The 21,988-nt window shown below is 60.7% G+C and carries 17 protein-coding genes; 8 read left to right on the plus strand and 9 right to left on the minus strand.

The features are described 5' to 3' along the window. Nucleotides 1-51: 51 nt before the first annotated feature. A complete protein-coding gene (locus M0G74_RS03730; protein WP_248214758.1) occupies nucleotides 52-771 on the minus strand; it encodes a paraquat-inducible protein A in 720 nt (239 codons plus the stop codon). A 542-nt stretch (nucleotides 772-1,313) separates the two neighbouring features. Between M0G74_RS03730 and M0G74_RS03735 the strand changes: the two genes are divergently transcribed. Together M0G74_RS03735 and M0G74_RS03740 are read left to right on the plus strand one after the other, a co-directional pair. Next, a complete protein-coding gene (locus M0G74_RS03735) occupies nucleotides 1,314-2,816 on the plus strand; it encodes a TolC family outer membrane protein (protein ID WP_248214759.1) in 1,503 nt (500 codons plus the stop codon). Nucleotides 2,817-2,985: 169 nt separating this feature from the next. Continuing rightward, nucleotides 2,986-4,014: an NAD-dependent epimerase gene (locus tag M0G74_RS03740; protein ID WP_248214761.1), complete on the plus strand. Its 1,029-nt coding sequence runs from the start codon at nucleotides 2,986-2,988 to the stop codon at nucleotides 4,012-4,014. Nucleotides 4,015-4,027: 13 nt separating this feature from the next. Here the strand turns inward: M0G74_RS03740 and M0G74_RS03745 are convergent, their stop codons facing one another. Both M0G74_RS03745 and M0G74_RS03750 read right to left on the minus strand, forming a co-directional pair. After that, entirely contained in the window at nucleotides 4,028-4,762 is a 735-nt protein-coding gene (locus M0G74_RS03745; RefSeq protein ID WP_248214763.1) for a 3-deoxy-D-manno-octulosonic acid kinase, read from the minus strand. Between the two features lie 186 nt (nucleotides 4,763-4,948). After that, entirely contained in the window at nucleotides 4,949-5,848 is a 900-nt protein-coding gene (locus M0G74_RS03750) for a glycosyltransferase family A protein (protein WP_248214765.1), read from the minus strand. Nucleotides 5,849-6,182: 334 nt separating this feature from the next. Here M0G74_RS03750 and M0G74_RS03755 point away from each other — a divergent pair, with 334 nt between their 5' ends. Together M0G74_RS03755 and M0G74_RS03760 are read left to right on the plus strand one after the other, a co-directional pair. Beyond that, the gene (locus tag M0G74_RS03755; RefSeq protein WP_248214767.1) at nucleotides 6,183-7,148 is read left to right on the plus strand and encodes a glycosyltransferase family 2 protein; all 966 of its coding nucleotides are present in this window, start codon (nucleotides 6,183-6,185) and stop codon (nucleotides 7,146-7,148) included. Between the two features lie 87 nt (nucleotides 7,149-7,235). Beyond that, nucleotides 7,236-8,162, plus strand: a complete 927-nt coding sequence (locus tag M0G74_RS03760) for a glycosyltransferase family A protein (protein WP_248214774.1) — start codon at nucleotides 7,236-7,238, stop codon at nucleotides 8,160-8,162. 135 nt (nucleotides 8,163-8,297) lie between these two features. On the opposite strand, the gene waaA is transcribed toward M0G74_RS03760, so the two are convergent. After that, nucleotides 8,298-9,635 carry a lipid IV(A) 3-deoxy-D-manno-octulosonic acid transferase gene (waaA, locus tag M0G74_RS03765; protein ID WP_248214775.1) on the minus strand — a complete coding sequence of 446 codons (1,338 nt, stop codon included), beginning with the start codon at nucleotides 9,633-9,635 and terminating at the stop codon, nucleotides 8,298-8,300. A gap of 324 nt (nucleotides 9,636-9,959) precedes the next feature. Between waaA and M0G74_RS03770 the strand changes: the two genes are divergently transcribed. Together M0G74_RS03770 and M0G74_RS03775 are read left to right on the plus strand one after the other, a co-directional pair. Then, nucleotides 9,960-11,108: a glycosyltransferase family 4 protein gene (locus tag M0G74_RS03770; RefSeq protein ID WP_248214777.1), complete on the plus strand. Its 1,149-nt coding sequence runs from the start codon at nucleotides 9,960-9,962 to the stop codon at nucleotides 11,106-11,108. Nucleotides 11,109-11,142: 34 nt separating this feature from the next. After that, nucleotides 11,143-11,814 carry a YrbL family protein gene (locus tag M0G74_RS03775; RefSeq protein WP_248214779.1) on the plus strand — a complete coding sequence of 224 codons (672 nt, stop codon included), beginning with the start codon at nucleotides 11,143-11,145 and terminating at the stop codon, nucleotides 11,812-11,814. Nucleotides 11,815-11,864: 50 nt separating this feature from the next. On the opposite strand, the gene M0G74_RS03780 is transcribed toward M0G74_RS03775, so the two are convergent. Both M0G74_RS03780 and M0G74_RS03785 read right to left on the minus strand, forming a co-directional pair. Beyond that, complete coding sequence (locus tag M0G74_RS03780; RefSeq protein WP_248214781.1) at nucleotides 11,865-12,935, minus strand: glycosyltransferase family 4 protein; 1,071 nt, start codon at nucleotides 12,933-12,935, stop codon at nucleotides 11,865-11,867. Continuing rightward, nucleotides 12,928-13,857, minus strand: a complete 930-nt coding sequence (locus M0G74_RS03785) for an ELM1/GtrOC1 family putative glycosyltransferase (protein ID WP_248214783.1) — start codon at nucleotides 13,855-13,857, stop codon at nucleotides 12,928-12,930. The genes M0G74_RS03780 and M0G74_RS03785 overlap by 8 nt, the downstream gene beginning before the upstream one ends. A 320-nt stretch (nucleotides 13,858-14,177) precedes the next feature. Between M0G74_RS03785 and M0G74_RS03790 the strand changes: the two genes are divergently transcribed. Both M0G74_RS03790 and M0G74_RS03795 read left to right on the plus strand, forming a co-directional pair. After that, complete coding sequence (locus M0G74_RS03790; RefSeq protein ID WP_248214784.1) at nucleotides 14,178-15,503, plus strand: O-antigen ligase family protein; 1,326 nt, start codon at nucleotides 14,178-14,180, stop codon at nucleotides 15,501-15,503. Beyond that, nucleotides 15,500-16,837 carry a UDP-glucose/GDP-mannose dehydrogenase family protein gene (locus M0G74_RS03795; RefSeq protein WP_248214786.1) on the plus strand — a complete coding sequence of 446 codons (1,338 nt, stop codon included), beginning with the start codon at nucleotides 15,500-15,502 and terminating at the stop codon, nucleotides 16,835-16,837. Before M0G74_RS03790 ends, M0G74_RS03795 begins: the two co-directional genes overlap by 4 nt. A gap of 83 nt (nucleotides 16,838-16,920) precedes the next feature. Here the strand turns inward: M0G74_RS03795 and M0G74_RS03800 are convergent, their stop codons facing one another. From M0G74_RS03800 to M0G74_RS03810, 3 genes are all read right to left on the minus strand, one after another. Continuing rightward, a complete protein-coding gene (locus tag M0G74_RS03800; protein ID WP_160152376.1) occupies nucleotides 16,921-17,877 on the minus strand; it encodes a branched-chain amino acid transaminase in 957 nt (318 codons plus the stop codon). A 194-nt stretch (nucleotides 17,878-18,071) separates the two neighbouring features. Beyond that, nucleotides 18,072-20,963, minus strand: a complete 2,892-nt coding sequence (gene glnE / locus M0G74_RS03805) for a bifunctional [glutamate--ammonia ligase]-adenylyl-L-tyrosine phosphorylase/[glutamate--ammonia-ligase] adenylyltransferase (protein WP_248214788.1) — start codon at nucleotides 20,961-20,963, stop codon at nucleotides 18,072-18,074. Between the two features lie 109 nt (nucleotides 20,964-21,072). Continuing rightward, on the minus strand, nucleotides 21,073-21,975 hold the full coding sequence (locus M0G74_RS03810) for a PhzF family phenazine biosynthesis protein (protein ID WP_160152374.1): 903 nt from the start codon (nucleotides 21,973-21,975) through the stop codon (nucleotides 21,073-21,075). Between the last annotated feature and the right edge of the window lie 13 nt (nucleotides 21,976-21,988).

Consider the following 21,988-nt stretch of genomic DNA (forward strand, 5'->3'; position numbering starts at 1 on the left):
GGCAACCGAGGCAAGTCCAAAAGCCCTCAGACAGGGCGCGCGCCGGACGGTTCAATGGGGCGTCTCCGCAGCGGAATCCAGTTCCGGCTTGTGGCCGCCGGCGGCCGCAGCCCGCCGCGCCAGGCGCGCCCATACGGTTTCGGCGTCAAATGACACTGTGGCTGCGCTGGATACCACCATCATCGCCACAAAACAGTAGAGCCCGGGCTCCACACTCATCTTGCCGAGATCCGACATTTTCACCAGCGCCACCAGAATCCCGAGCATGTACACATCGAGCATGCCCCACTCCTGCAGGTGGTGATACCAGCGCAGCGCCCGCGCCACCGGCTTGCCCATACTCACCCAGCCGCTGCCCCAGCTGATAAACGCCAGCAGCAGAAACTTGCCCAGCGGCGCCAGCACGCTGCAAAACAACACAATAGAGGCAAGCCAGATATAACCCGCCGCAAACAGCGACCGGACCCCGTTCATCAGGGTGTTTTCAGCACCAAATGAAAACAGCGAAAATTCCAGCAGCGGCAGGCTGGCGGTAGGAATAAACAGCAGCAGCCCCGTCAGACTCAGGGCCGCGGTGTGGGCAACGCTGCGCTCCATATTGCGGTGCAGGGTTGCGCCGCAGCGGGGGCAGATCAAGCGCTGCCCCACCGGGGCCCGATCCCGGGTCAGCAACAAATCGCACTGGTGGCAGGCACGCCGCCAGGTCGCGCGCGGCGGCGGGTCTTCACCCGGGGTGTAATGCTGTTCGTTGTGCCGGGAATCTTGCCCCATTGCCGGTCCGTATATCGCCTGTCGGTGTGTCGCACGTAGTAGAGGTCTGACAGCGCAGGCGGAAGCAATTTCCGGGGCTGCATCCAAGTACCGACCTCACGTCGTCTGAATAGCCGGGAAGCACAGAGGATGTACACGGAAAGTACCGTTGTGCCGATCGGCAGGTGTTTTTTGTCACTGGACGCACATTCGCGTCCATTTAACGAAGATATACCAAATTGCGCCGATCGTCGCCTCGACGCTCCTGCGGCCGGCAGGTACACTCTCGCGACCGCAGGCCCGAACTCCGTCAGAAGACGCAGTTGAAAGACACCGTAAATACGCATCCGGGCCAAGCCAGCACCGCCTTCAGAGCACATTACAGACTGGCTCCAGATCCTTAACCAAAGGAATAGCGGGGTTTACAGGAAAGCGGGAGCAAAGACTCCCGAGCCCGGGGCCCTCCAGGAAACTAACCACCTGGAAGCTGCCTGGAAAGCAGGCCGCAAAACACAGGCCACCGGAAACTTGAAGACCGCAGCTGTCACAGGAAATCAACAGTAATGACAAGAAGTGCAACTGGGCGCACAGCGCGCCAATTTGTTCGCCCGCTCAAATCTCTGCTCGCCGCCGCTGTTCTGGGGCTCGGCGCCATGCAGGCCCAGGCCGACACCCTGTGGGAAATCTATCTGCAGGCGCTGGATAACGATCCACAGCTGGCCGCCGACCGCGCTGCCTATCGCGCCGGCCTGGAAGCCAAGAATCTCGGCCGCTCAGCGCTGTTGCCGCAGATCAATGCCTCTGCGGAAAGAAGCAAGACCAAAACCAATTTTGAATCCAGGGGCATCCAGTTCGACAACAACCTCGGGTTGTTGCAGTCCATCCAGTCTGGCGACAGTGACGTAGACACCACCAGTTATGGTGCCCGCCTGGACCAGGCAATCTTCGACCTGCCAGCCTGGTTCGGCTACAAGCAGGGCAAGACAGTCAGCGAACAGGCCACCGCCGAATTCAGTGCCAATCAGCAGGATATGATGATCCGCGTGGCCAGCGCCTACTTCGACGTATTGCGCGCCCACGATGTGCTGGAAGCCGCGCGCGCCGAGGAAGAAGCCCTGGCCAAACAGCTGGAACAGACCCAGCAGCGCTTTGAAGTGGGTCTGACGGCGATTACGGACGTTTACGATTCCCGCTCAGCCTATGACAGCGCCGTTGCCCGCCGCCTTACCGCCCAGGACGACCTGCTGAGCAATTTCGACGCCCTGTCGGTGCTGACCGGCATCAACCACGATACCGTGGCGCCGCTGCAGCCCAGCTTTACCGTTGCCGCGCCGGACCCCGCTGATCGCGCCGCCTGGGTAGAGTTTGCGCTGACCAACAACTTCAGCCTCAAAGCCGCACGGCTGTCTGCCGATGCGGCGCGCTACGGTGCCCGCGCCGCAGCGGCCGAGCACCTGCCGACGATTGGCGGCTCCATCGCCTATCAGAATATCGAGGACGAAGGTGACCGCAATACCACCACCCGCGTACCCTCACTGGACCGGCAAATCAGCTCCACTATCCCGGCAGACGGCAGCACCGAAGTCACCGTGGCAGCGATCACCCTGAATATGCCCCTCTACACCGGTGGCCGTCTCAGCGCCAGCCGCAGGGAAGCGCGTAACCAGGCCTTCCAGGCCGAAGACCTGCGCAACCTGACCGAGCGCAATACCATTCAGGACACCCGCACCCTGCACCGCGCGGTTACTACCGACACCAGCCGAGTGGAAGCTCGCGAGCAGGCAGTGATTTCCGCCAAAAGCGCACTGGACGCCACCCAGGCAGGCTATGAAGTGGGCACCCGCAATATTGTCGATGTGTTGCTGGCCCAGCGCACCCTGGCACAGTCCCAGACCGACTATGCGAATGCACTCTACGACTACATCCTGAATACGCTGAACCTGAAACTGGTGGCCGGCCTGCTGGCACCGGAGGACCTGCAGCAGCTGGACCTGCGCCTGAACCCGGCGTCTCCGGTATCCCGTGCGCACATACTCGACAGCGGCGCCGCCCGCTTCAGCAAGTAAGCACCGACAGGCATCCCGGAATACAACACCGGGCGCAGAAAAAGAAGGCCGGCACTGCTATAGTGCCGGCCTTTTTTGTGGGCTGACTACAATTGCGGGGCGCGATTCACAATTGCGCGAGCTCCCGACCTAGCCTCCTGGATTATTCAACAGCGGTCTGTTTTTACTCATGAAGTGTCTGATTACCGGCAATGCGGGCTTTATCGGTTTCCACGTGGCAAACGCGCTGATGGCACGGGGCGATTCCGTGGTGGGCGTGGATAATGTCAACGACTACTACGAAACCAGCCTCAAGGAGGCCCGCCTGCAGGCGCTGGAAAAAACCGCGCAGCGACAGGGCGATGCGGTTGAGTATGAATTTGTACGCGCCAATATCGCCGACAAAGCGGCACTCGACGCCTGCTTTGAACGCCACCAGTTCGATCGCGTTATTCACCTCGCAGCCCAGGCCGGCGTGCGCCACTCCATCGAACACCCGGAAGCCTATGTAGAAAGCAACCTGGTCGGTTTTTCCAACCTGCTGGAAGCCTGCCGCAGCGCGAAAACACCACACCTCACCTACGCCAGCACCAGCAGTGTCTACGGCGGCAACACCACCATGCCGTTCAGTGAGGATCACGGTGTCGATCACCCGCTTCAGTTTTATGCCGCCACCAAGCGCGCCAACGAGCTGATGGCCCACAGCTACAGCCACCTGTTCAAACTGCCCACCACCGGTCTGCGCTTTTTTACCGTGTACGGACCCTGGGGGCGCCCGGATATGGCGCTGTTCAAATTCACCAAACTGATTTTGCAGGAACAGCCGATCCCGGTGTTCAACCACGGCCACCACAGCCGCGACTTCACCTACATCGACGACATTGTTGAAGGGGTGATCAAGTCCAGCGACCAGATTGCCACGGCGGATCCCGCCTGGTCTGCAGCGGATCCCGCCGCAGCTACCAGCAATGCCCCCTTCCGTATTTTCAATATCGGCAACGGCAACCCCGCGCAACTGTCCGACTATATCGATGCGCTGGAGGAAGCACTGGGTAAAACAGCGATCCGCGAGATGCTGCCAATGCAGCCGGGCGACATTCCCGACACCCACGCGGACACCCGCAAACTGCAACAGGCCATCGGCTACAAGCCGGACACCAGTGTGCGAGAAGGCGTGCAAAAATTTGTGGAGTGGTACCGGGCTTACTATTCCGTTTAGTTGCCCGGATCAGCTATGCGCTTTCACAGTCCATAGCGCGCTGGTAGGCCTGCGTCAGTGCCTGCCAGTTTTCTTCCGAAAAATAAAAAGTGGGGTGACGCCCCTGGAGCTTGTCCAGTGAACGCCGCAGGCGGGACACATTGGACTGCGCATCCTGGCGGGAGAGGTGTTTGCGGATGACCCCTTTATCGAAGTCGATCAAATAAATTTCGTCGCTGCCCGTCAACAGAATATTGCTGGCGTTGAGATCCGCGTGATAAACATTCGCGCGGTGAAAGCGCGCGATCAATGCACCCAGTTTTTGCCAGAGGGCGTTATCCAGTGGCTTTTCACACAGGGTTTCAGTCAGGGTTTTCGAGTCCGCTACCCGCTCGGTAATCAGCGCAGCGCGGTAGCCCAGCGGTGGCAGACTGACACAACGGGCCGCCACCGGGCGCGGCACCGGCAGTCCCAGCTCGCGCATCGCCACCAGCATATTGAACTCCCGCCACACGCGGGTGTTGGGTAAACGGCTGTACAGGTATGTCTTTTCGACCAGGCGCCCGGCGAGACCACCGCGGTGATAGCGCTTGAACACCAGTTCCAGCCCGCGGTAGCTAAACATCACCGCTTTGCCGCGCTCCACCAGCGCACCATTGCTGTTCTGCTGCAGCCACTCCCGCTGGAACAACTGCTCGCAACTGGCATCCACCAGCGCATCGTCATAAATGACAGTCGCCAGTTTATTTTTGAAGTGCCGATACCCCACGGGTAATCCCTCGCTTTGCACCGGGTGTGCACAGTCACTGTGCAAGCGGCGCCGTCCACCTGATGAAAATCCCGCGCATTCTACCCCCAAGCCGGCCCTCACCCCAGCCCCCCGGTGACGAACTGGTCGCACCCGGCAAAAAAAGCCCTGGCAAATGCCGTGGAAAACGCTGTGAAAAATAACAGCTCAGCGAAAAAGTCCGCGCAATTTTCGCTCCAGGCGATCCAGCAGCTTGAGCCAACCGGCCCCCTGCATCGGGTCGTAGGCCCAGGGCGTCTTGAGTGCACCACGGGTAGGTTTGAGGAACTCTTCAGCCACCGGCAACCGGGCAGGATCCGCCAGCTTGAGATCCTCCACCTGCTGATCCGTCATGATCTCCAGCGGGTAGAGGCCGCAGCGCCGGGACCACTCACCAAAGCGCAGGGCCAGGGATTTCTGCTTGCCGCGATAGGCGCGGCCGTTCGGCAGCCACATGGAGAAGGGAGCGCGCATCCGCGCCATGCGGCAGAAAATTTTCGCGGCCTTGCGGTTGTTTACCGATTCACCCACCTCGAAAGACCAGTCCACCTGGCGCAGGCGCCGGGGGTCGGCAATCAGCAGTGCGGAGAACCAGGTTCCGGTTGAGCGCTGGCGCGGATACCAGAACCAGAAGCCGCGCTCACTATCGAAACGGAAATCCTGGTTGGCCGCTTTTTTCAGGGAAATGCCGCGCACAAACGCCGGTGAAATGAACCCCAGGTCCGGCTGATCCGCAAAGTTCTGCCGCAGCTCCTGAATATCCTCATCGGAGAGCTGGCGCACCATCTGGGTGTCATCCTGCAGAAAGCAGATCAGGGCATCGTCAGCGGCCATTTCAAAGGCCGCCTGCATATTGGCGTAGAGGCCACCGAGCTTGTGGCCACTCTCGGCAGTTTTGTCGATCACCTGGTGCCGCTTGGCAATCTCCGCCAGCACACGGCGGGTCTCCGGATCATCGCTGCCATCGTCAATGACCGTCAGCTGACATTGCGGCGCACAGTCTTCGATGGAGCGGATGCAGTTTTCGAGAAACGGGCCACGATTGTAGGAAAAGACAAAAATATGCATGGGGGCTCGAGTGGTTAAAATCGGGTGGTAGACGTCGAAGGACAGGAACCGGGCTATCACCGCCGGGCCATCACCGGAGGCGGCTGCAACCGGTACAGCATACCAAATCACCCGGGGGGCGTGCCGTGACTCTATTAACCGAAATGAACCCTATCCCAAATTGACCCGTCAACCGCCCACTCCGGGTGCAAAGCCCTGGCCAACACCTTAAACTTGGCGGCTTTTAAGCCCGGAGTCACTCAGGAACCCGGCACGGAAACAGGCCCGAAAACAGGCAGCACTGCCTGGTCAACCGGCTCCGCCCGCGCGTTCGCAATAGCCGGATTGTTGGTATATGCTCAGCGGCCCCGATTTCCCGCCCGGCAATGCCCGATTCGCCGCCTGGCAGCACACCGAGTCACACTCTCCCATCAACCACGCCAACCAACCGCAGAAGCCCATGAAACTGTCTGTCATCATGACCACGTACAACTCCCCCGAATGGCTGGAAAAAGTGCTGTGGGGTTACAGTTGCCAAACCGAACAGGCTCTGGAAGTGATTGTTGCCGATGACGGCTCCCGCAGTGACACTGCCGAACTGGTCGCGCGACTGCGGGAGGAGACGGGACTGGATATTCGCCATGTCTGGCAGAAAGATGACGGCTTCCGCAAATGCCGCATTCTCAACAAGGCCATTCTCGAGGCTCGCGGTGACTATATTGTGTTCACCGACGGCGACTGCATACCGCGGGCGGACTTTCTGGAAGTACACAAACGCCGTGCCGAGCGGGGCTACTTCCTTTCCGGCAGCTATTTCAAGTTGCCCATGAGCACCAGCGAAGCCATCACCCGGGACGACATCCTGTCCGGGCGCTGCTTCGATTTCCAGTGGCTCAGGGAGCACGGCCTGAAGGCCCGGCGCAAGACCCTGAAACTCCGCGCAACGCCGCGCTGGGCGCCGCTGCTCAACCGCATCACCCCCACCGCCTGCAACCTCAAGGGCTCCAATGCCTCTGCCTGGCGGGACGACATCCTCAAGGTGAATGGCTTCGACGAGCGCATGGCCTGGGGCGGACTGGACCGAGAATTCGGGGTGCGCCTTGAGAACGCCGGCATCAAGCCCCGCCATGTGCGCTTTGATGCCGTCTGCGTGCACCTGGACCACCCCCGTGGCTACGCCGACCCGGAAATTGTTGCCCGCAACAAGGCCCTGCGCCTACGGGTGGCCAAAGAGCGCATTATCGAAACACCCCAGGGGATTCGCCAGTTGCTGGATGCCGGTTATCAACCGGGGACAAAAAACGGCGGGCTGACAGACTGAGGCCATCGCCCCTCCCGAACCTGTGTACCTGAGCATTAACCGGCGGTTTTCGACTGTATATCCGCCTCACTTTGACAAGATAGCGCCATGCCAAGTAATTCTGATCACACTGATTCTCCCGGCGTCGACCTGAAAAAACACTGGTCTGATCCCATCGTCAGCCGTTTCCTGCGTCTCGCCGCCAGCGGCTGGGTACCCGCCTCGCTGTTTCAAAAACCACTGCCGAGAAAAGAGCAACGCGCAGCGCGCAGTGGCAAGCTGGATATTGAAATCGTCAGCCACTGCTGGCAGTACTCCCACTTCCTGATTTACCAGTTGAGCTCCCTGGCGCTCTTTCCGCCCACCAAAGCCACCGTGACCATGACGGTGTACTACAACGGCGAAGACACCCGCACCGCCGCTGTACTCGACTTTTTCGCCAAGCAGCAGGTGCCCGGGGTGACCTGGAACTGGTGTGAGTTGCCGAAGGAATCCCTGTACCGCCGCGCGATCGGTCGCAATCAGGCGGCCCTGGCCACCAAGGCCGACTGGATCTGGTTTACCGATTGCGACCTGATGTTCCGCGAGCAGTGCATTGACCAGCTGGCGGAGCAGCTGCAGGGCCGCAACGACAGCCTGGTGTTCCCCCTGCGCGAGCGCATCACCTCGCTGCTGGAGGATGACGACCCCATGCTGAACTTCGATCCGCAGGATTTGCGGGTCATCGATATCGACGACTCGCTGTTTGTGGAGCAAACCCGCGACCGCGCCACTGGTCCACTGCAGATTGCCCACGGCGATATCGCCCGCGCCGGCGGCTACTGCGACAGTCTGGCCTACTACCAAAAGCCGGCGGCCAGCTGGTGCAAGGCCCACGAGGACCGCGCCTTTCGCTGGCTGCTGGGGACCCGGGGTGAGCCGCTGGATATCCCGGGGGTTTACCGTATCCGCCATATCAGCAAAGGCCGCTATACCGGCAGCAAGCTGAATACCCAGATTCGCAGCAGCGTGCGCAAAGCGACCGACAAACACTAGAAACCGCCACTGGGGCTATCAACAAGCCGCGGGGGCCATTAACAAGCCGCCGGGGCCAGTAACAAAAAAGGGCCGGGTGCATCGCGCATCCGGCCCTTTTTACTGTTCTGGCAACAGACAGCCAACCGGGGCAACTCACCCCCGCATCAACACCTCAATTTCATCCACCGTGCGCGCCAGCGCACCGCTGTTCTGCGCCGCGACTTCCCGCGCACTGTTGCCCGCAGCCATGCGGCGCTCCGGGTCGCCGAGCCAGACTCCGACTTCGGCGGCCATCTGCGCCGGGTCTTCGGCGACCACCAGACCACCGGACTCCCGCATCAGCGCGGACACGGTACTGAAATTGTGCAGGTGCGGCCCGCACACAATTGGGACGCCCCAGGCCGCCGGCTCGATCATATTGTGCCCGCCGACAGGCACCATACTGCCCCCGACAAAGGCGACATCGCAGGCGCCGTAAAAACGCAGCAGTTCACCCATGGTGTCCCCCAGCAGTACCTGATCATTCTCGCCGGGAGCCACGCCGTCACTGCGTCGCACGACACTCAAGTTCTGCTCGCGGCACAGGCGAGCCACACCATCGAAGCGCACCGGATGCCTCGGCACCAGCACCAGCAGCAGATCCGGGAAATCCCGGCGCAGGATCTCGTAAGCCGCCAGCACCAGCTCGTCTTCCCCCGCATGGGTACTCGCTGCCAGCCACACCGGCCGGCGGCTGTTGCCCCGCCACTGATGCGACAATGCCTGGGCTTCGCTGATCAGGCCAGAACCGATATGTAGGTCAAACTTGATATTGCCCACCGCGGTCACCCGCTCTGCCGGCATCCCCAGCGCAATAAAGCGCTCCGCATCCGCCGGGTACTGCGCCAGTATCAGGGTTAGGTGATTCAGCATGCTGCGGCTCAGGCCGGCAAAGTGACCGTATCCCCGCGCTGACTTGGCGCTCAGGCGGCCATTGACCAGGATCGACGGCATATTGCGATTGCTGCACACCGCCAACAGGTTCGGCCACAGTTCCGTTTCCATGCTGACCAGAATATTCGGGCGCAGAGCGTCCACAAACGGCGACAGACACTCGGGCAAATCGAACGGCATGTAGTAGTGCAGCAGGCGCCCATTGAGTAGTGGCTCCAAGGCATCGTGCACACGCTGGGAGCCGGTTGGGGTGGTGGTGGTTACCAGCCACTGCCACTGTGTGTGGCGGGCGGCCAGGGCTTCAATCAGGGGGATGGCGGCGAGGGTTTCTCCCACCGACACCGAGTGGATCCAGATCAGCGGCGCGCGGCTGGCGCGGTCCGGTACCACCCCAAAGCGCTCGCGCCAGCGGCGGCGGGCACCGGGCCGGGAAGGCACCAGCCCAAAACGCTCACTCCAGCGCTTGCGGTAAGCCGGGTCGGCCCGGCCGCGCCACCACAGATGCAGCAGCATCAACGGCAGGGAGAGGCGGAAAAACCATGTGTAAATGTGGCGCATCAGTTTAAAAATCGGTATCGGCGATGGTGATGAAAGTGAATCTAAGCGAGGTCAAGCGCCGCGGGACCAAACCCCGCACCTCGCCGCATTCTACGCTATCTTCGCGCCCCGCTGACGCGACTCAATGCCCGAAGTTTTGACCGCACAGGCGTCCAAGTCAACCAGACTAAGGTCACCGGACTGCGGCTGGCACCAGCCCCCTTCATCAGCTCGGACAAGGAGCCCTTTGCGTTACCCCCGCACTTGTCCCCTATAATCCGCGCGTCGAGGAGCATTTAAGTGACTCCCCGAGCCATTGTTTAACCGGTCAGCGGGAAGTGCATTTTGAAAGTCATCCAGCTATTGCCTGCCCTCAACTCCGGCGGCGTAGAAAGAGGCACCCTGGACCTGGCCCGTGCCCTGGTGCGCGCCGGTCACGAATCCATCGTTATCTCCAGCGGCGGACGCCTGGTCAAACAGCTGGAAATGGAAGGCAGCCGGCATATCACTCTGCCGGTGCACAAAAAATCCTTGGCTAGCCTTTGCCAGGTGCGCCCCCTGCGCCGACTGATTCGGGACCTACAGCCGGATATCCTGCACTTGCGCTCCCGGGTACCCGCCTGGCTCACGTATCTCGCGTGGAAAAAGCTCGACCCGAAGACGCGACCACGACTGGTGAGCACCGCCCACGGCCTTTACTCCATCAATCGCTACAGCGCGATCATGGCCAGGACCGAGCAGGTCATCGCCATTTCTGATTGCGTCAAACGCTACCTGCTGGAAAATTATTCGTCAGACCTGCGGGCAGAGCCGCAAGTGATCTACCGCGGTGTGGACACTCGCGAGTTCTCACCGGAGCTGCCGGTACCTGCGGACTGGCAGGAAACCACGCTGGGTGAATTCCCCGAGCTGCGCGACCGCCGTTGGCTGCTATTGCCGGGTCGCCTGACCCGCTGGAAGGGACAGGAAGATTTTATTCGCATGATTGCCGAGCTGACGGGCAGTGGCGGGGACGGAAATTACCAGGATATACAGGGCATCATTCTCGGCGGTGCGGAAAAAAACAAAGAGCACTACGCCGACGAACTCCAGACGCTGGCCAGCGAGCTGGGCGTTCGGGACAGAATCACGTTTACCGGCCACCGCAGCGATATCCGCGAATGGTACCGACAATCCACCCTGGTCTATAACCTGTCGAAAACCCCCGAGCCGTTCGGGCGCACTGTGATCGAAGCGGCGGCCATGGGCACGCCGATTATCGGCTATGACATTGGCGGTCCGGCCGAGTCCCTGCGTGCCTGCTTTCCGGACGGCCTGGTGGAGAATGGCAACCGCGAACAATTACTGGCAACAACCCGCAGATTACTGGCACAGACAGGGGCTGCACGGCTCTCCCCAGAGCTACCCCCAGAGTTCACCCTCGATCACATGGTCGCGCGCACCCTGGCGCTGTATCAGCAGCTGCTGGCAGAAGGAGCCAGTGCTGGAAAATAGTGCCGGAAGTATTGAAAAAGAGAGACAGTAACCATTGATTGATCTGAGAGAGCAGCGTCCCTTCGCCTCCGGTGGCAACCGCCACTGCTACCGCCATCCCGAACACCCGGAGCGCTGCATCAAGGTGATGATTCCAGGGCGTGTTGGGGAACTGCGTGCGCGAGCCCCCTGGTACAAGAAACTGTTCGGGGACGACCAGTTTGATGACAACGCGCGCGAGCGCGAGGGTTACCACCAGAAAGCATTAAAAAACGCGGCCGCCGACAGCATCGTCTGGCAACACCTGCCGCGCTGGTACGGTATCGAGGACACCAGCGCGGGCCCGGGATCCGTTTCCGAGCTGATACTGGACAGCAGGGGTGAACCGGCAATGACCCTGGAGCGCTACCTCCAGCTCTACGGCCTGGATGAAACCATTCACCGCGCGCTCAGCGAGTTTGCGGACTGGCTGCGATTGTCGGGAGTGATGACCAAGAACTTGCTGCCCCACAACCTGGTCATCCGCGAGACGCGGGAAAATCCCCAGCTGGTGCTGATCGATGGCCTTGGTCGCTCCGCCTTCCTGCCGTTTGCCGAAATTTTCGAGGGCTCCCGGGATCGCTATCTGGAGCGCAGAATCAAGCGCATGTGGGCGCGGGTGGAGTGGGAAACCTCAGACCGCGCAATCACCTGGGAAGAGGCTGAGGACATCAGTCGCCGGCGCTGAGGCAACGCCAGCTACTTACACCCGACGCCCGACACCCGACACCCAGCCGCTCATTCTGTCACTAATGGCGCTGACGCCAGTGCGGCCCGGTACACTTTCATGGTTTCCGTCGCCATCGCATCCAGGGTCAGGCGCTCGCGGGCGCGGGCAAAATAAGGACTGTAATTGTCCCGCAGCTGCTCCAGATCCCCCAGTGCCGACGTCAGTTTTACTGCGAGCCCGGCAGTATCGCCGATGTCGACCAGGTAGGACGCCGGAATATTTTCGGCCACATTGCCCACATGGGTGGAAACCAAAGGACAGCCCGCCAGCAGCGCCTCGGCCACGGTATAAGGGGCGCCCTCCTTGCTTGAGGCGACGACCATCAGATCCGCCACCGACATCCAGTCGGCAACATGGGACTGGAACCCCACGAACTTCACCCGCTCCCCCAGCTGCAACTCATCCCCCAGCCGTTCCAGCTCCGCGCGCAGCGGGCCATCGCCGAGGATATACAGCACCGCATCCCCGACCTGCGCCTGGGCCCAGGCCCGCAGCAGAAGATCGATTCCCTTGGCCGGCACCAGGCGCGCAACGGAAATCACCGCCGGTTTGCCACTGTCCAGCACGGATCGGTAACCCTCACCGAGCTTCGGCAACCGGGTGCCATTGGGGATCACCTGCCAACGCAGCGCCGAGTTGGCCACCGCCATCTGGCTCACCGCAATCCGGTGCGGGAAATGTTTCGACAGGCTGTCTTTGGGATTGGCCACATTGTGCCGGGTCAGCACCACCTTGCCGGGAATCCAGCGCTGCAGGCGGCGCATCAGGTAGGCGGGCTTGGCCGCATGGGCGTGCACCAGGTCGAAGCGATAGCGGCGCATCAACCGCAGCAGTTCAAAACTGAGCAGCGGGTTGCGGCGCCCGCGATCGGTATTCACCGCCAGAAAATGGACCCCGGCGGGAAACATGGCCCGATAGCGGGGGTGGGCAATCACGTAGACTTCGGCCTCGCAATTCTGCAATTGCCAGCTGCTGAGCTCCTGCACATGCTTTTCCAGCCCGCCGGTTTCTACACTGGTAAACAGTTGGCAAATTCGCAATGGCTTGTCCCGCTGTGCCCCTTCCGCCAACTCAACCATACCTGTGCTCCTCGATTGTTTTGATACCGCAACGGCGCAATAGAGCGCGCGCACAGCTTATCTGTTGATTGAAGGGTTCGCGAGACGACCGCGCATCCGCTGTGGATGCATCCATGCTCATCGCCTCGACCTGTTCCGCCACCAGCCCCTGATCCAGCAGGCGCTGCATGGCGCCGCGAATTTTGTTGCGCGGCCGCCGGCTGGGCTGGGCGATCACGCCGATCTGCGCCCGGCTCTGTAGCGCCTCGAATACCATGGATACGCTGTCGCCAGTAATCCAGATGTGCCCGGCCCGGGCCATCTGCTCCGCCAGCCACCCCGGGGAACTCTGCTGCCAGGGCACCAGCTCGGCCCCGCTGCCCACATACTGCTCCAGGGTTCCCTCCGGGGTGCGGCGGCTATCTGCCAGCACCCATTTCAGAGGCTGCTGCAGCAGCCGCTCCGACACCGCCGCCACTTTGGCCGCGTCCCAATGGAAATGCCGGCTGGGACCGCCAAACAGCAATAGCCCGCGATCCGCCTCCAGCGGCAATTCCGGCAACGGCTCGGCAAGTGCGCCCTGGGTCAGGATCACATTCTCCAGCGCCGGGGGCCGGTCGTGCTCCGGTGCAATCACAAAGTCGAACCAGGAAAGCAGCAGGCTCGGCTGCATGATTACCACACTGCGGCCCCCGCAAAGGCGCCGTGCCCGCAGAACCGGCCAGTGGGTGCGGTGACCCGCACCAATGATGAAGTCGGGGCGAGGCAGCGACTGCAGAGCCGCGGGCAAGCCGCCCCACAGCGATATCCTGACCGCACCACAGTCGATCGTCCGGCAATCGAGCGCATCCGCCCCCAGGCACTGCTCAAGGCCACTGACCAACGCAGCGCTCTGCTTCTCGTGTGCGCGATTGCCGTCAATAAAACGCCAGATAACCAGCACAATTTCCCCTTATTGCTTCAACGCCACCGGCTTTAACCGCAAATCACGCCCGTTGCGATGACCTCAACGGAGACAGAATCCAGAATGAGCGCCGGTGAATGCCCGCCCGCTTCCGCGGCATGCTACCCCAGCCACCGGCGAGACTGAAACTGCTGTACGGGATTGCGGTCTCTGAATGACCCACTGGCGCACACACCGGTGACCAGCCAGACCCGGAGCCCGCTGCGGTAGCCCGCAATGGGCTCTGGGGATACAATGCTCGGCTTATCCAGGGCCCATAAATCGTCGTTAATAAGGCCGGAAAACAGGATCCCCGCTGTATGTCTACCACCTTGTCGGCCGCGTCGCCGCAAAGCGTATCCCCGCTCAAAGCCCTGTTGCGGCGCACTTTCGACCGCCCATTTGCCATCGGCCTGCTGCTGTGCAGCTTTATCTGGGTGCTGCCCTGGTCACGCACCTTTCAGCTCTCGGTGCTGGTGCTCGCCATTACCGCCATCGCCTTGCTGATCCGCGACCGCAACAGCTGGAAGCCGTTTGGCATCAAGCCCTGGTGCCTGATGAACCTGCTTGCCGCGGCCGCGCTGGCACTTTCTGCGGCGGGTTCGGAATACACCGACAAACCCATTGAACTGGCCGCCTTCCAGCTGATCCTGATGCTTGCGGGAATCCCGGTGCTACTGTGGGCACGGAATGATGCCATATGGCACAAGCTGCAACTGTGCCTGCTCGCCATTATCGGCTTCTGGCTGGTGGACGGGCTCTTCCAGGCGCTGGTGGGCTTCGACCTCTTCGGCGTACCCCGGGCAGAGCGCCTCGGCGGTTACTTCAGCCACCCGGACAAATTTGGCTACTACATAGCCCCGCTCTGCGCCTGGGTACTCTTCGCCCCGGCGGTGCGCCGGCTCAGCCTGCCGCTACAATCCGGAATCTATTTACTGTGCCTCGCGGTCACTTTCTTCGGCAATACTCGCGCTGGCTGGGCAGCCTTTGCCCTGATTAGCCTGATCTGGCTGTACACCATTCGCCAGCAGCTGCGCGCGTCCATCGGTGTGCTGTGCCTGCTCGCGGCAGCCGCGCTGTTTGCCGGCTGGTGGATCATCAGCGACCCGATGATCGGCAAGCGTATTGCCGCCAGCATTCCCCAGAGCCTGGATATGGACGGCCTGTCGTCAGTGATTCCGGTACGTATCCAGCTGTGGGGCCAGGCCTGGGAGCAATTCCTCGCCTCGCCATGGCTGGGTACCGGTGCCGGCAACTACGTGCTGTTCCTACCGGAACAGTGGGCTGATACCCACCTGGATCAACCCTACGCACACCAGGTGGTGTTTGAAATTCTCGCCGGCGCCGGCATTGTCGGCTGCGCGCTGTTTCTCGCCGTGCTGGTATGCTTTCTGCGTATCGTCTGGCATGGTGACTATACGCAGGTAGCGGAATCCCGGCGCCCGCTGGCTCCACTGATCATACTGCTGTGCACCTGGTTTCCGCTGAGCACCCATCGCGAACTGTTCAGCTCGGAAATGATGGTATTCACCTGGCTGTGTATTGCCCTGGTGATCGCTCGCTCAAACCTCCCACAATCCGAGCAGGGCGCAGTGAGTAAAGAAACCTCCAATTCAGACAAATGTGAAGGAACTGTAGCGCAATGAATGTTTCCGTATTTGGCACCGGTTATGTAGGACTGGTACAAGCGGCCGTACTGGCCGAAGCCGGCCACCGGGTAACCTGCATCGACATCGACGAAAACAAGATAGAACGCCTGAAGCAGGGCCATATTCCGATTTTTGAGCCAGGCCTGGAGCCACTGGTCAAGCGCAACAATGAATCCGGCAACCTGACCTTCACCACCGACGCCGCCGAGGGCGTGGCCCACGGTGAACTGATTTTCATCGCGGTCGGCACTCCGCCGGATGAAGATGGCTCCGCAGATCTGCGCTACGTACTGACCGTAGCCCGCACCATTGCCGAACATATGAACGGCAAAAAATACATCATCAACAAGTCCACCGTGCCGGTGGGCACCGCGGACAAGGTGCGTGAGGAAGTAACCCGTACCCTGCAGGCGCGCGATGCGCTGAACCTGGAATTTGATGTGATTTCCAACCCGGAATTCCTCAAGGAAGGCTCGGCGGTGGCCGACTGCATGAAGCCGGACCGCATCATTATCGGCACCTCGGAAAATGCCTCCGAGCAGAAGATGCGTCAGCTGTACGCACCATTTAACCGCAATCACGACAAGGTCATCGTGATGGATGTGCGCAGCGCGGAGCTGGCCAAGTACGCGGCCAACTGCATGCTCGCCACCAAGATCAGCTTTATGAACGAGATGGCGGTGATTGCCGATAAGGTGGGCGCGGATATCGAATCCGTGCGCCAGGGCATCGGCTCCGATCCGCGTATCGGCTACCACTTCATTTATCCCGGTATCGGTTACGGCGGCTCCTGCTTCCCGAAAGACGTGCAGGCCCTGAAAACCACCGCCGCGCAACTGGGGCTGGAGCCGATGATCCTGAATGCGGTGGAAGACCGCAATCACAGCCAGAAGCACTACCTGCTGGAGAAGATTGTGCAGCACTATGGCAAGGACCTCTCCGGTAAAACCTTTGCCCTGTGGGGACTGGCGTTCAAACCCAACACCGACGACATGCGTGAAGCACCGGCGCGGGTCCTGATGGAAAACCTGTGGCAGATGGGCGCCAAGGTACGCGCGTTTGACCCGGAAGCCATGCACGAGTGCGAACGTATTTACGGCAACCGCGACGACCTGCAGCTGTGCGGCACCCGCGACAGCGCCCTGTCCGGCGCCGATGCCCTGATCGTGGCCACCGAGTGGCAGCAGTTCAAAACCCTGGATTTTGCTACCGTCAGCAGCAGCCTGAGCGAGCCGGTGGTGTTCGACGGCCGCAACCTGTACCACCCGCTGGATATGGCCGAAGCCGGCTTTGACTACTACTGTGTGGGACGCCCACAGCAGGCAAGCTGATAGGTCGGCCTGTCGACACAGTATAAAAAAAGGGTGGACACCTTGCGGGGTCCACCCTTTTTTATTTGAGCCAATCCAGACAATCAAGCCGATGCTGCTACCTGCGCGCAGGTTTCATGCACATCGCTGAGCCAGCCCAGGTGCGCCTGGCTCTTGCCCTGAACCACATCGAAGTAGAGCTGCTGCAGACGCTTGGTCACCGGCCCGCGGCGACCTTCGCCGATGGTGCGGCCATCCAGCATGCGGATCGGCAGCACTTCCGCGGCGGTGCCGGTGAAGAAGGCTTCGTCGGCAATATACACCTCGTCGCGGGTGATGCGCTTTTCCTTCACGGTATAACCGCACTCGTGCGCCAGCTGGATCACCGAGGCACGGGTGATGCCATCCAGGCAGGAGGTCAGTTCCGGGGTGTAGATAACCCCGTCGCTTACCAGGAAAAAGTTCTCGCCACTGCCTTCCGCCACATAGCCTTCCGGGTCCAACAGCAGGGCCTCTTCACAACCGTTGCGAATGGCTTCCTGCAGCGCCAGCATGGAGTTGATGTAGTTGCCGTTGGCCTTCGCCTTACACATGGCGATATTCACATGGTGGCGGGTGTAGGAAGAGGTATTGACCTTGATGCCCAGCTCGCGGGCTTCCGGGGTCATATAGCTCGGCCACTCCCAGGCGGCGACAATCACGTGGGTCTGCAGCTTGTCCGCGCGCAGGCCCATGCCCTCGGAACCGTAAAAGGCCATGGGGCGCAGATAGGCTTCCTTGAGGCCATTCTCACGTACCACCAGACGCTGGGCTTCATTCAGCTGCTCAGCATCGTACGGCATTGGCATGTTCATGATTTTGGCGGAACGGCACAGGCGGCGGGTGTGCTCCTGCAGCCGGAAAATACTGGTGCCGCCATCGGCGGTTTCGTAGGCGCGCACACCTTCGAAAACACCCATTCCGTAGTGCAGTGTGTGGGTCAGGACATGGATCCGGGCATCGCGCCAGGGAACCAGTTCACCGTCAAACCAGATAACGCCGTCTCGATCGGCAAAAGACATGGGGATCTCCTACAAAATTCTATTACGCACTCTGTAGGAGCGGCCTGGGGAAGGAGCGGGAGCGGTCTATACCGGATCGAGCCTGTTCGCCTGCAGGCAGGCTCCTACAGCACAGAGCCTGGTGAAAAACAGTTTAATTGGGCTGCAGTGAAACCATTGGGGAAAACGCATGCACGAAAAAAGGCGGGAGCGCTTTAACCCAGTAACTGCTGCCAAGTTGTTTCAACGGTCTTTCTTTCCGCTTCGAATTGGTCACCGGATACAACCCCCGGCAGCTGTTGTAATGCCAGGCGATGACCTTCAGATCGGTAGGCTTTGTAGGCGTCGATCAAATGCTCGGCTTGGTGGGCCGGCATCAGGCCCGCCTCGATGAGGCTTTCAAGAATGCGAATATTATCGGTATACCGCACGATTGATGGGGCGCGCTGCGCCCAGGCCAATGCAGCATATTGAACCATAAATTCGATATCGACAATACCGCCCGCACCGTGCTTGAGATCGAATTGCCGATCATTGCTCTTATCGAGGTGCGCACGCATCTTATTGCGCATCTGCACCACCTCTTCACGCAATTTCTGCTCATCCCGCGCCTCACATAAAAGCGTTGTGCGCAGGGATTCGAACGCCTCTCCGAGGCGCACACTGCCAGCCACGGTGCGTGTGCGCACCAGTGCCTGGTGCTCCCAGGTCCAGGCGCTCTCGCGCTGGTACTTTTCAAACGCTGTCAGTGAGGTCACCAGCAAACCGGAATTGCCCGACGGGCGCAGGCGCGTATCCACCTCGTACAGGGGGCCGCTCAGGGTGCGGGTCTGCAGGATATGGATCAGCCTCTGGGCGAGTCGGGTGTAAAAGCTGAGATTGTCGATGGAGCGTTCGCCGTCGGTGTACTGCTGGGGTTCGGCGTCGTGTACAAACACGATATCCAGATCCGAGCCGTGCCCCAGCTCCAGGCCACCGAGTTTGCCGTAAGCGACGATGGAAAAATGCATATCTTCGGCAGTGGCGCCGTTGGGCGTTCCGTGTTTTTCCGTCACCTGCTGCCACGCCAGGGTCAGCGACTGCTGCAGTATCGCCTCCGCCAGCCATGTCAGTGAATCGCTTACCTTCATCAACGGCAAAGCACCGGTGACTTCCTGGGCGGCAATACGCAGGCTCTGGCCCTGTTTGAAATGGCGCAGGGCTTCCATCTGTGCTTCCAGGTCTTCCGGATCCACCCGCAGCAGTTCCTGGCGCAGGTCGTCGGCAATATCTTTTGCCGTGGAAGGCTCCAGCAGACGGCGCTGGTCGAGCATTTCATCCAATAAAATCGGGTGGCGCGCCAATAGCTCGGCAATCCACGGTGACGCGCTGCACAGGCGCAATAATTGCGCGAGGATCGGCGGGTTTTCATTGATCAGCACCAGGTAGGCACTGCGGCGCAAAATAGAGCGTAGCAAGGGTGTTACCCGCTCCAGCGCCAGCAAGGGCTCACTCACTTCGGAAGCGGCGGCCAGCAACAGCGGCATCGTCTGGTCCAGGCGCTGGCGACCGGTAGCGGGCAACGCACTGACAATGCGATCACTGTGCAAAGCCACCACAGCTTCCAGCGCTTTGGCCGCGGGCTGAAAGCCGGCGTTGTGCAATTGCTCGAGCCAGCTATCGCGGTCTTCGCTGCGCTCGCAGCCATTCCACAGCATCTGCCAGCTGTCGCTAGCGGTAATTTCCGTTGCCTCTTCCGGTGGCGCTATCACCTCATCAAATTCGCGCTCGATGACCGCGCGCGCCGCCACCAGTTTTTCTTCCAACGCCGGCCAGTTGGTGTAACCGAGGGCAAACGCCAGGTGTTCGCGACGCTCGATTTCCGGCGGTAGTGTTTGCGTTTGCTGGTCGCGCTCCGCCTGCAGGCCGTGCTCCACCCGGCGCAACAGCAGATAGGCATCGCGCAACTTCGCGGCAGCGCCTTGCGGTAAATGGCCACCCTGCTCCAGCAGCGGCAGCACTTTCAATATATTGCGCACCCGCAGATCCGGCTCGCGACCACCGCGAATCAACTGGAAAGCCTGGGCGATAAATTCCACCTCACGAATACCGCCGCGGCCCAGTTTGATATTGTCGATCAGACCGCGGGCGCGCACCTGGCGCTGGATCAGGGTTTTCATTTCCCTGAGCGCCTCGATCACGCTGAAATCGATATAGCGGCGATAGGTAAAGGGCCGCAGCAGTTCCATCAATTCTTCGCAGGCTTCCGCCGCGCCTTCACCGGCCGCCGCCACCGGGCGCGCCTTGATCATGGCGTAGCGCTCCCACTCACGCCCCTGAGTCTGGTAGTAATCTTCCAGTGCCGCAAAGTGGCTTACCAAGGGACCGCTGTCGCCGTAAGGGCGCAAACGCATATCCACCCGGAATACAAAGCCGTCGGCGGTGACGGCATCCAGCGTTTTGATCAGTCGCTGGCCCAGGCGCTGAAAATACGCCTGGTTTTCCAGGGTTTTCTTGCCTTCAAACTGGTCGCCGTCACTCTCGCCCGGCTCCGGGTAAGCAAAAATCAGGTCAATGTCGGAGGATAAATTCAGTTCGCGCGCACCCAGCTTGCCCATGCCGAGCACGATCATGGGCTGAATATTGCCGTCCCGGTCGCGGGGTTCGCCATGCCGCTCAACCATCTTTGCCCGGTGCCAATCCAGCGCTGCCTGAATCGTCATTTCCGCCAGCTGGGTGAGGCGGGCGCACACCTGGGGGATATCCCACTGGCCGGCAAAATCCCGCCAGATGGCTTCACTGTTGACACGATTGCGCAGCTGGCGCAGGTGCCGCTCCAGCGACTCCTCGCTGTCCAATGCTCCCAGGTCAATGGGCGGTATCCCCAGGTCATCCTGCTCCAGCAGCAGCGGTAGCAGATCGGGGAAGCGCACACACTGCTGCAGGAAAAAATCTGAACCCACCAGGCTGTGCGCCAGGGCGTCGACGAGATGAGCGGGAGCATCGGCGCTCTGCAGACGAGTTTCCACCTGCGTCACCGTCGACGCATCCGCCGCCTCACACCACTGCTGCCACCGTTGCTGCGCACGGTTTGCCATGGGGGCGGGGCAGTGTTCGAACAGCGACATTTTTCTCTCCTTTGACACAAAAAACCCGCGCAATGCACGGGCCCGTTTTTTGTTGGGGGTTACATCAATCTATGGAATATAGGAAATTCGGGTAGTCAAAACGGTTTCTTCAGGAGTGCAGCAGCGTCCCCACGCCCATCTTGATCACATTGCCGCCGATCCGACAGCGCACTTCCTTGCCCGGTTTTTTATCGAACTCGGCGTGCAGAATACTTTTGCGGGTTTCCAGGCTGCCGCGATCAATGGAGAAGGTGTGGGTGCCCGCCGCGGTTTCCTGTTGTTCCGCAAGGTAGGCCACAAACTCCGGCATGACATTGCCAATCGGCGGGAACACCTCTTTCGGCAGGTTGGGGTTCAGCAGGCGGCCGTGGAATTCTGTACTGCCGGTGATGGAACCGGGCGCAAACAGGAAGAGTTCCGAGGTGTAGAGTTCACCCAGCAGTTGCGCCCAGCGTTCGCTGTTGAGACTGGCGGCAATCACATGCTCCGGGCGGGTGAAGGGCACGATCAGTGTGGGCCTGTCGACACTGATCACCATGGGTTTGTACTTGCTGAACGAGATATGTTTTTCGTCGCTGTTCAGTGCCGCAGCGAGGCGGCTAACTTCCGGCGTGTAGCGATCGGCAGTGGGGGAAAGCACCCGCGCAAACTGGATGGCGCCCGGCCCGGCTTCCGCTTTATCGATAAAGCTTTCGATCAGCCCCTCGTCCTGGCGCAGCAGGAAGGAAGCAAAGCTGCCTTCGTCCTGGGTCAATCCCATCTCGAACGCCACATAGGAGGCGGCGAGAATGGTGTGGGCGCCGAAGCGCTGCGGCCCCTTGCTATTGAACACACAGGCCGGTACATCCTTGTGCGGCTCGATAAATACGGTTTCGGTTTGCTGGAATTCACTGGCGATCGCCATTTTTGAAGCGTCGCTGGTTTCGGTCCCCGGCAGTTTTACCACCGGGATCTGGGTACCCTGAAACGGGGCATCGGCGAAAACATCCAGAAGTGCGTATTCAAGCGTCATCTCAATCATCCTT

The organism is Microbulbifer sp. CAU 1566, from assembly GCF_023156515.1.
In the GTDB taxonomy this organism is placed as follows: Bacteria; Pseudomonadota; Gammaproteobacteria; order Pseudomonadales; family Cellvibrionaceae; genus Microbulbifer.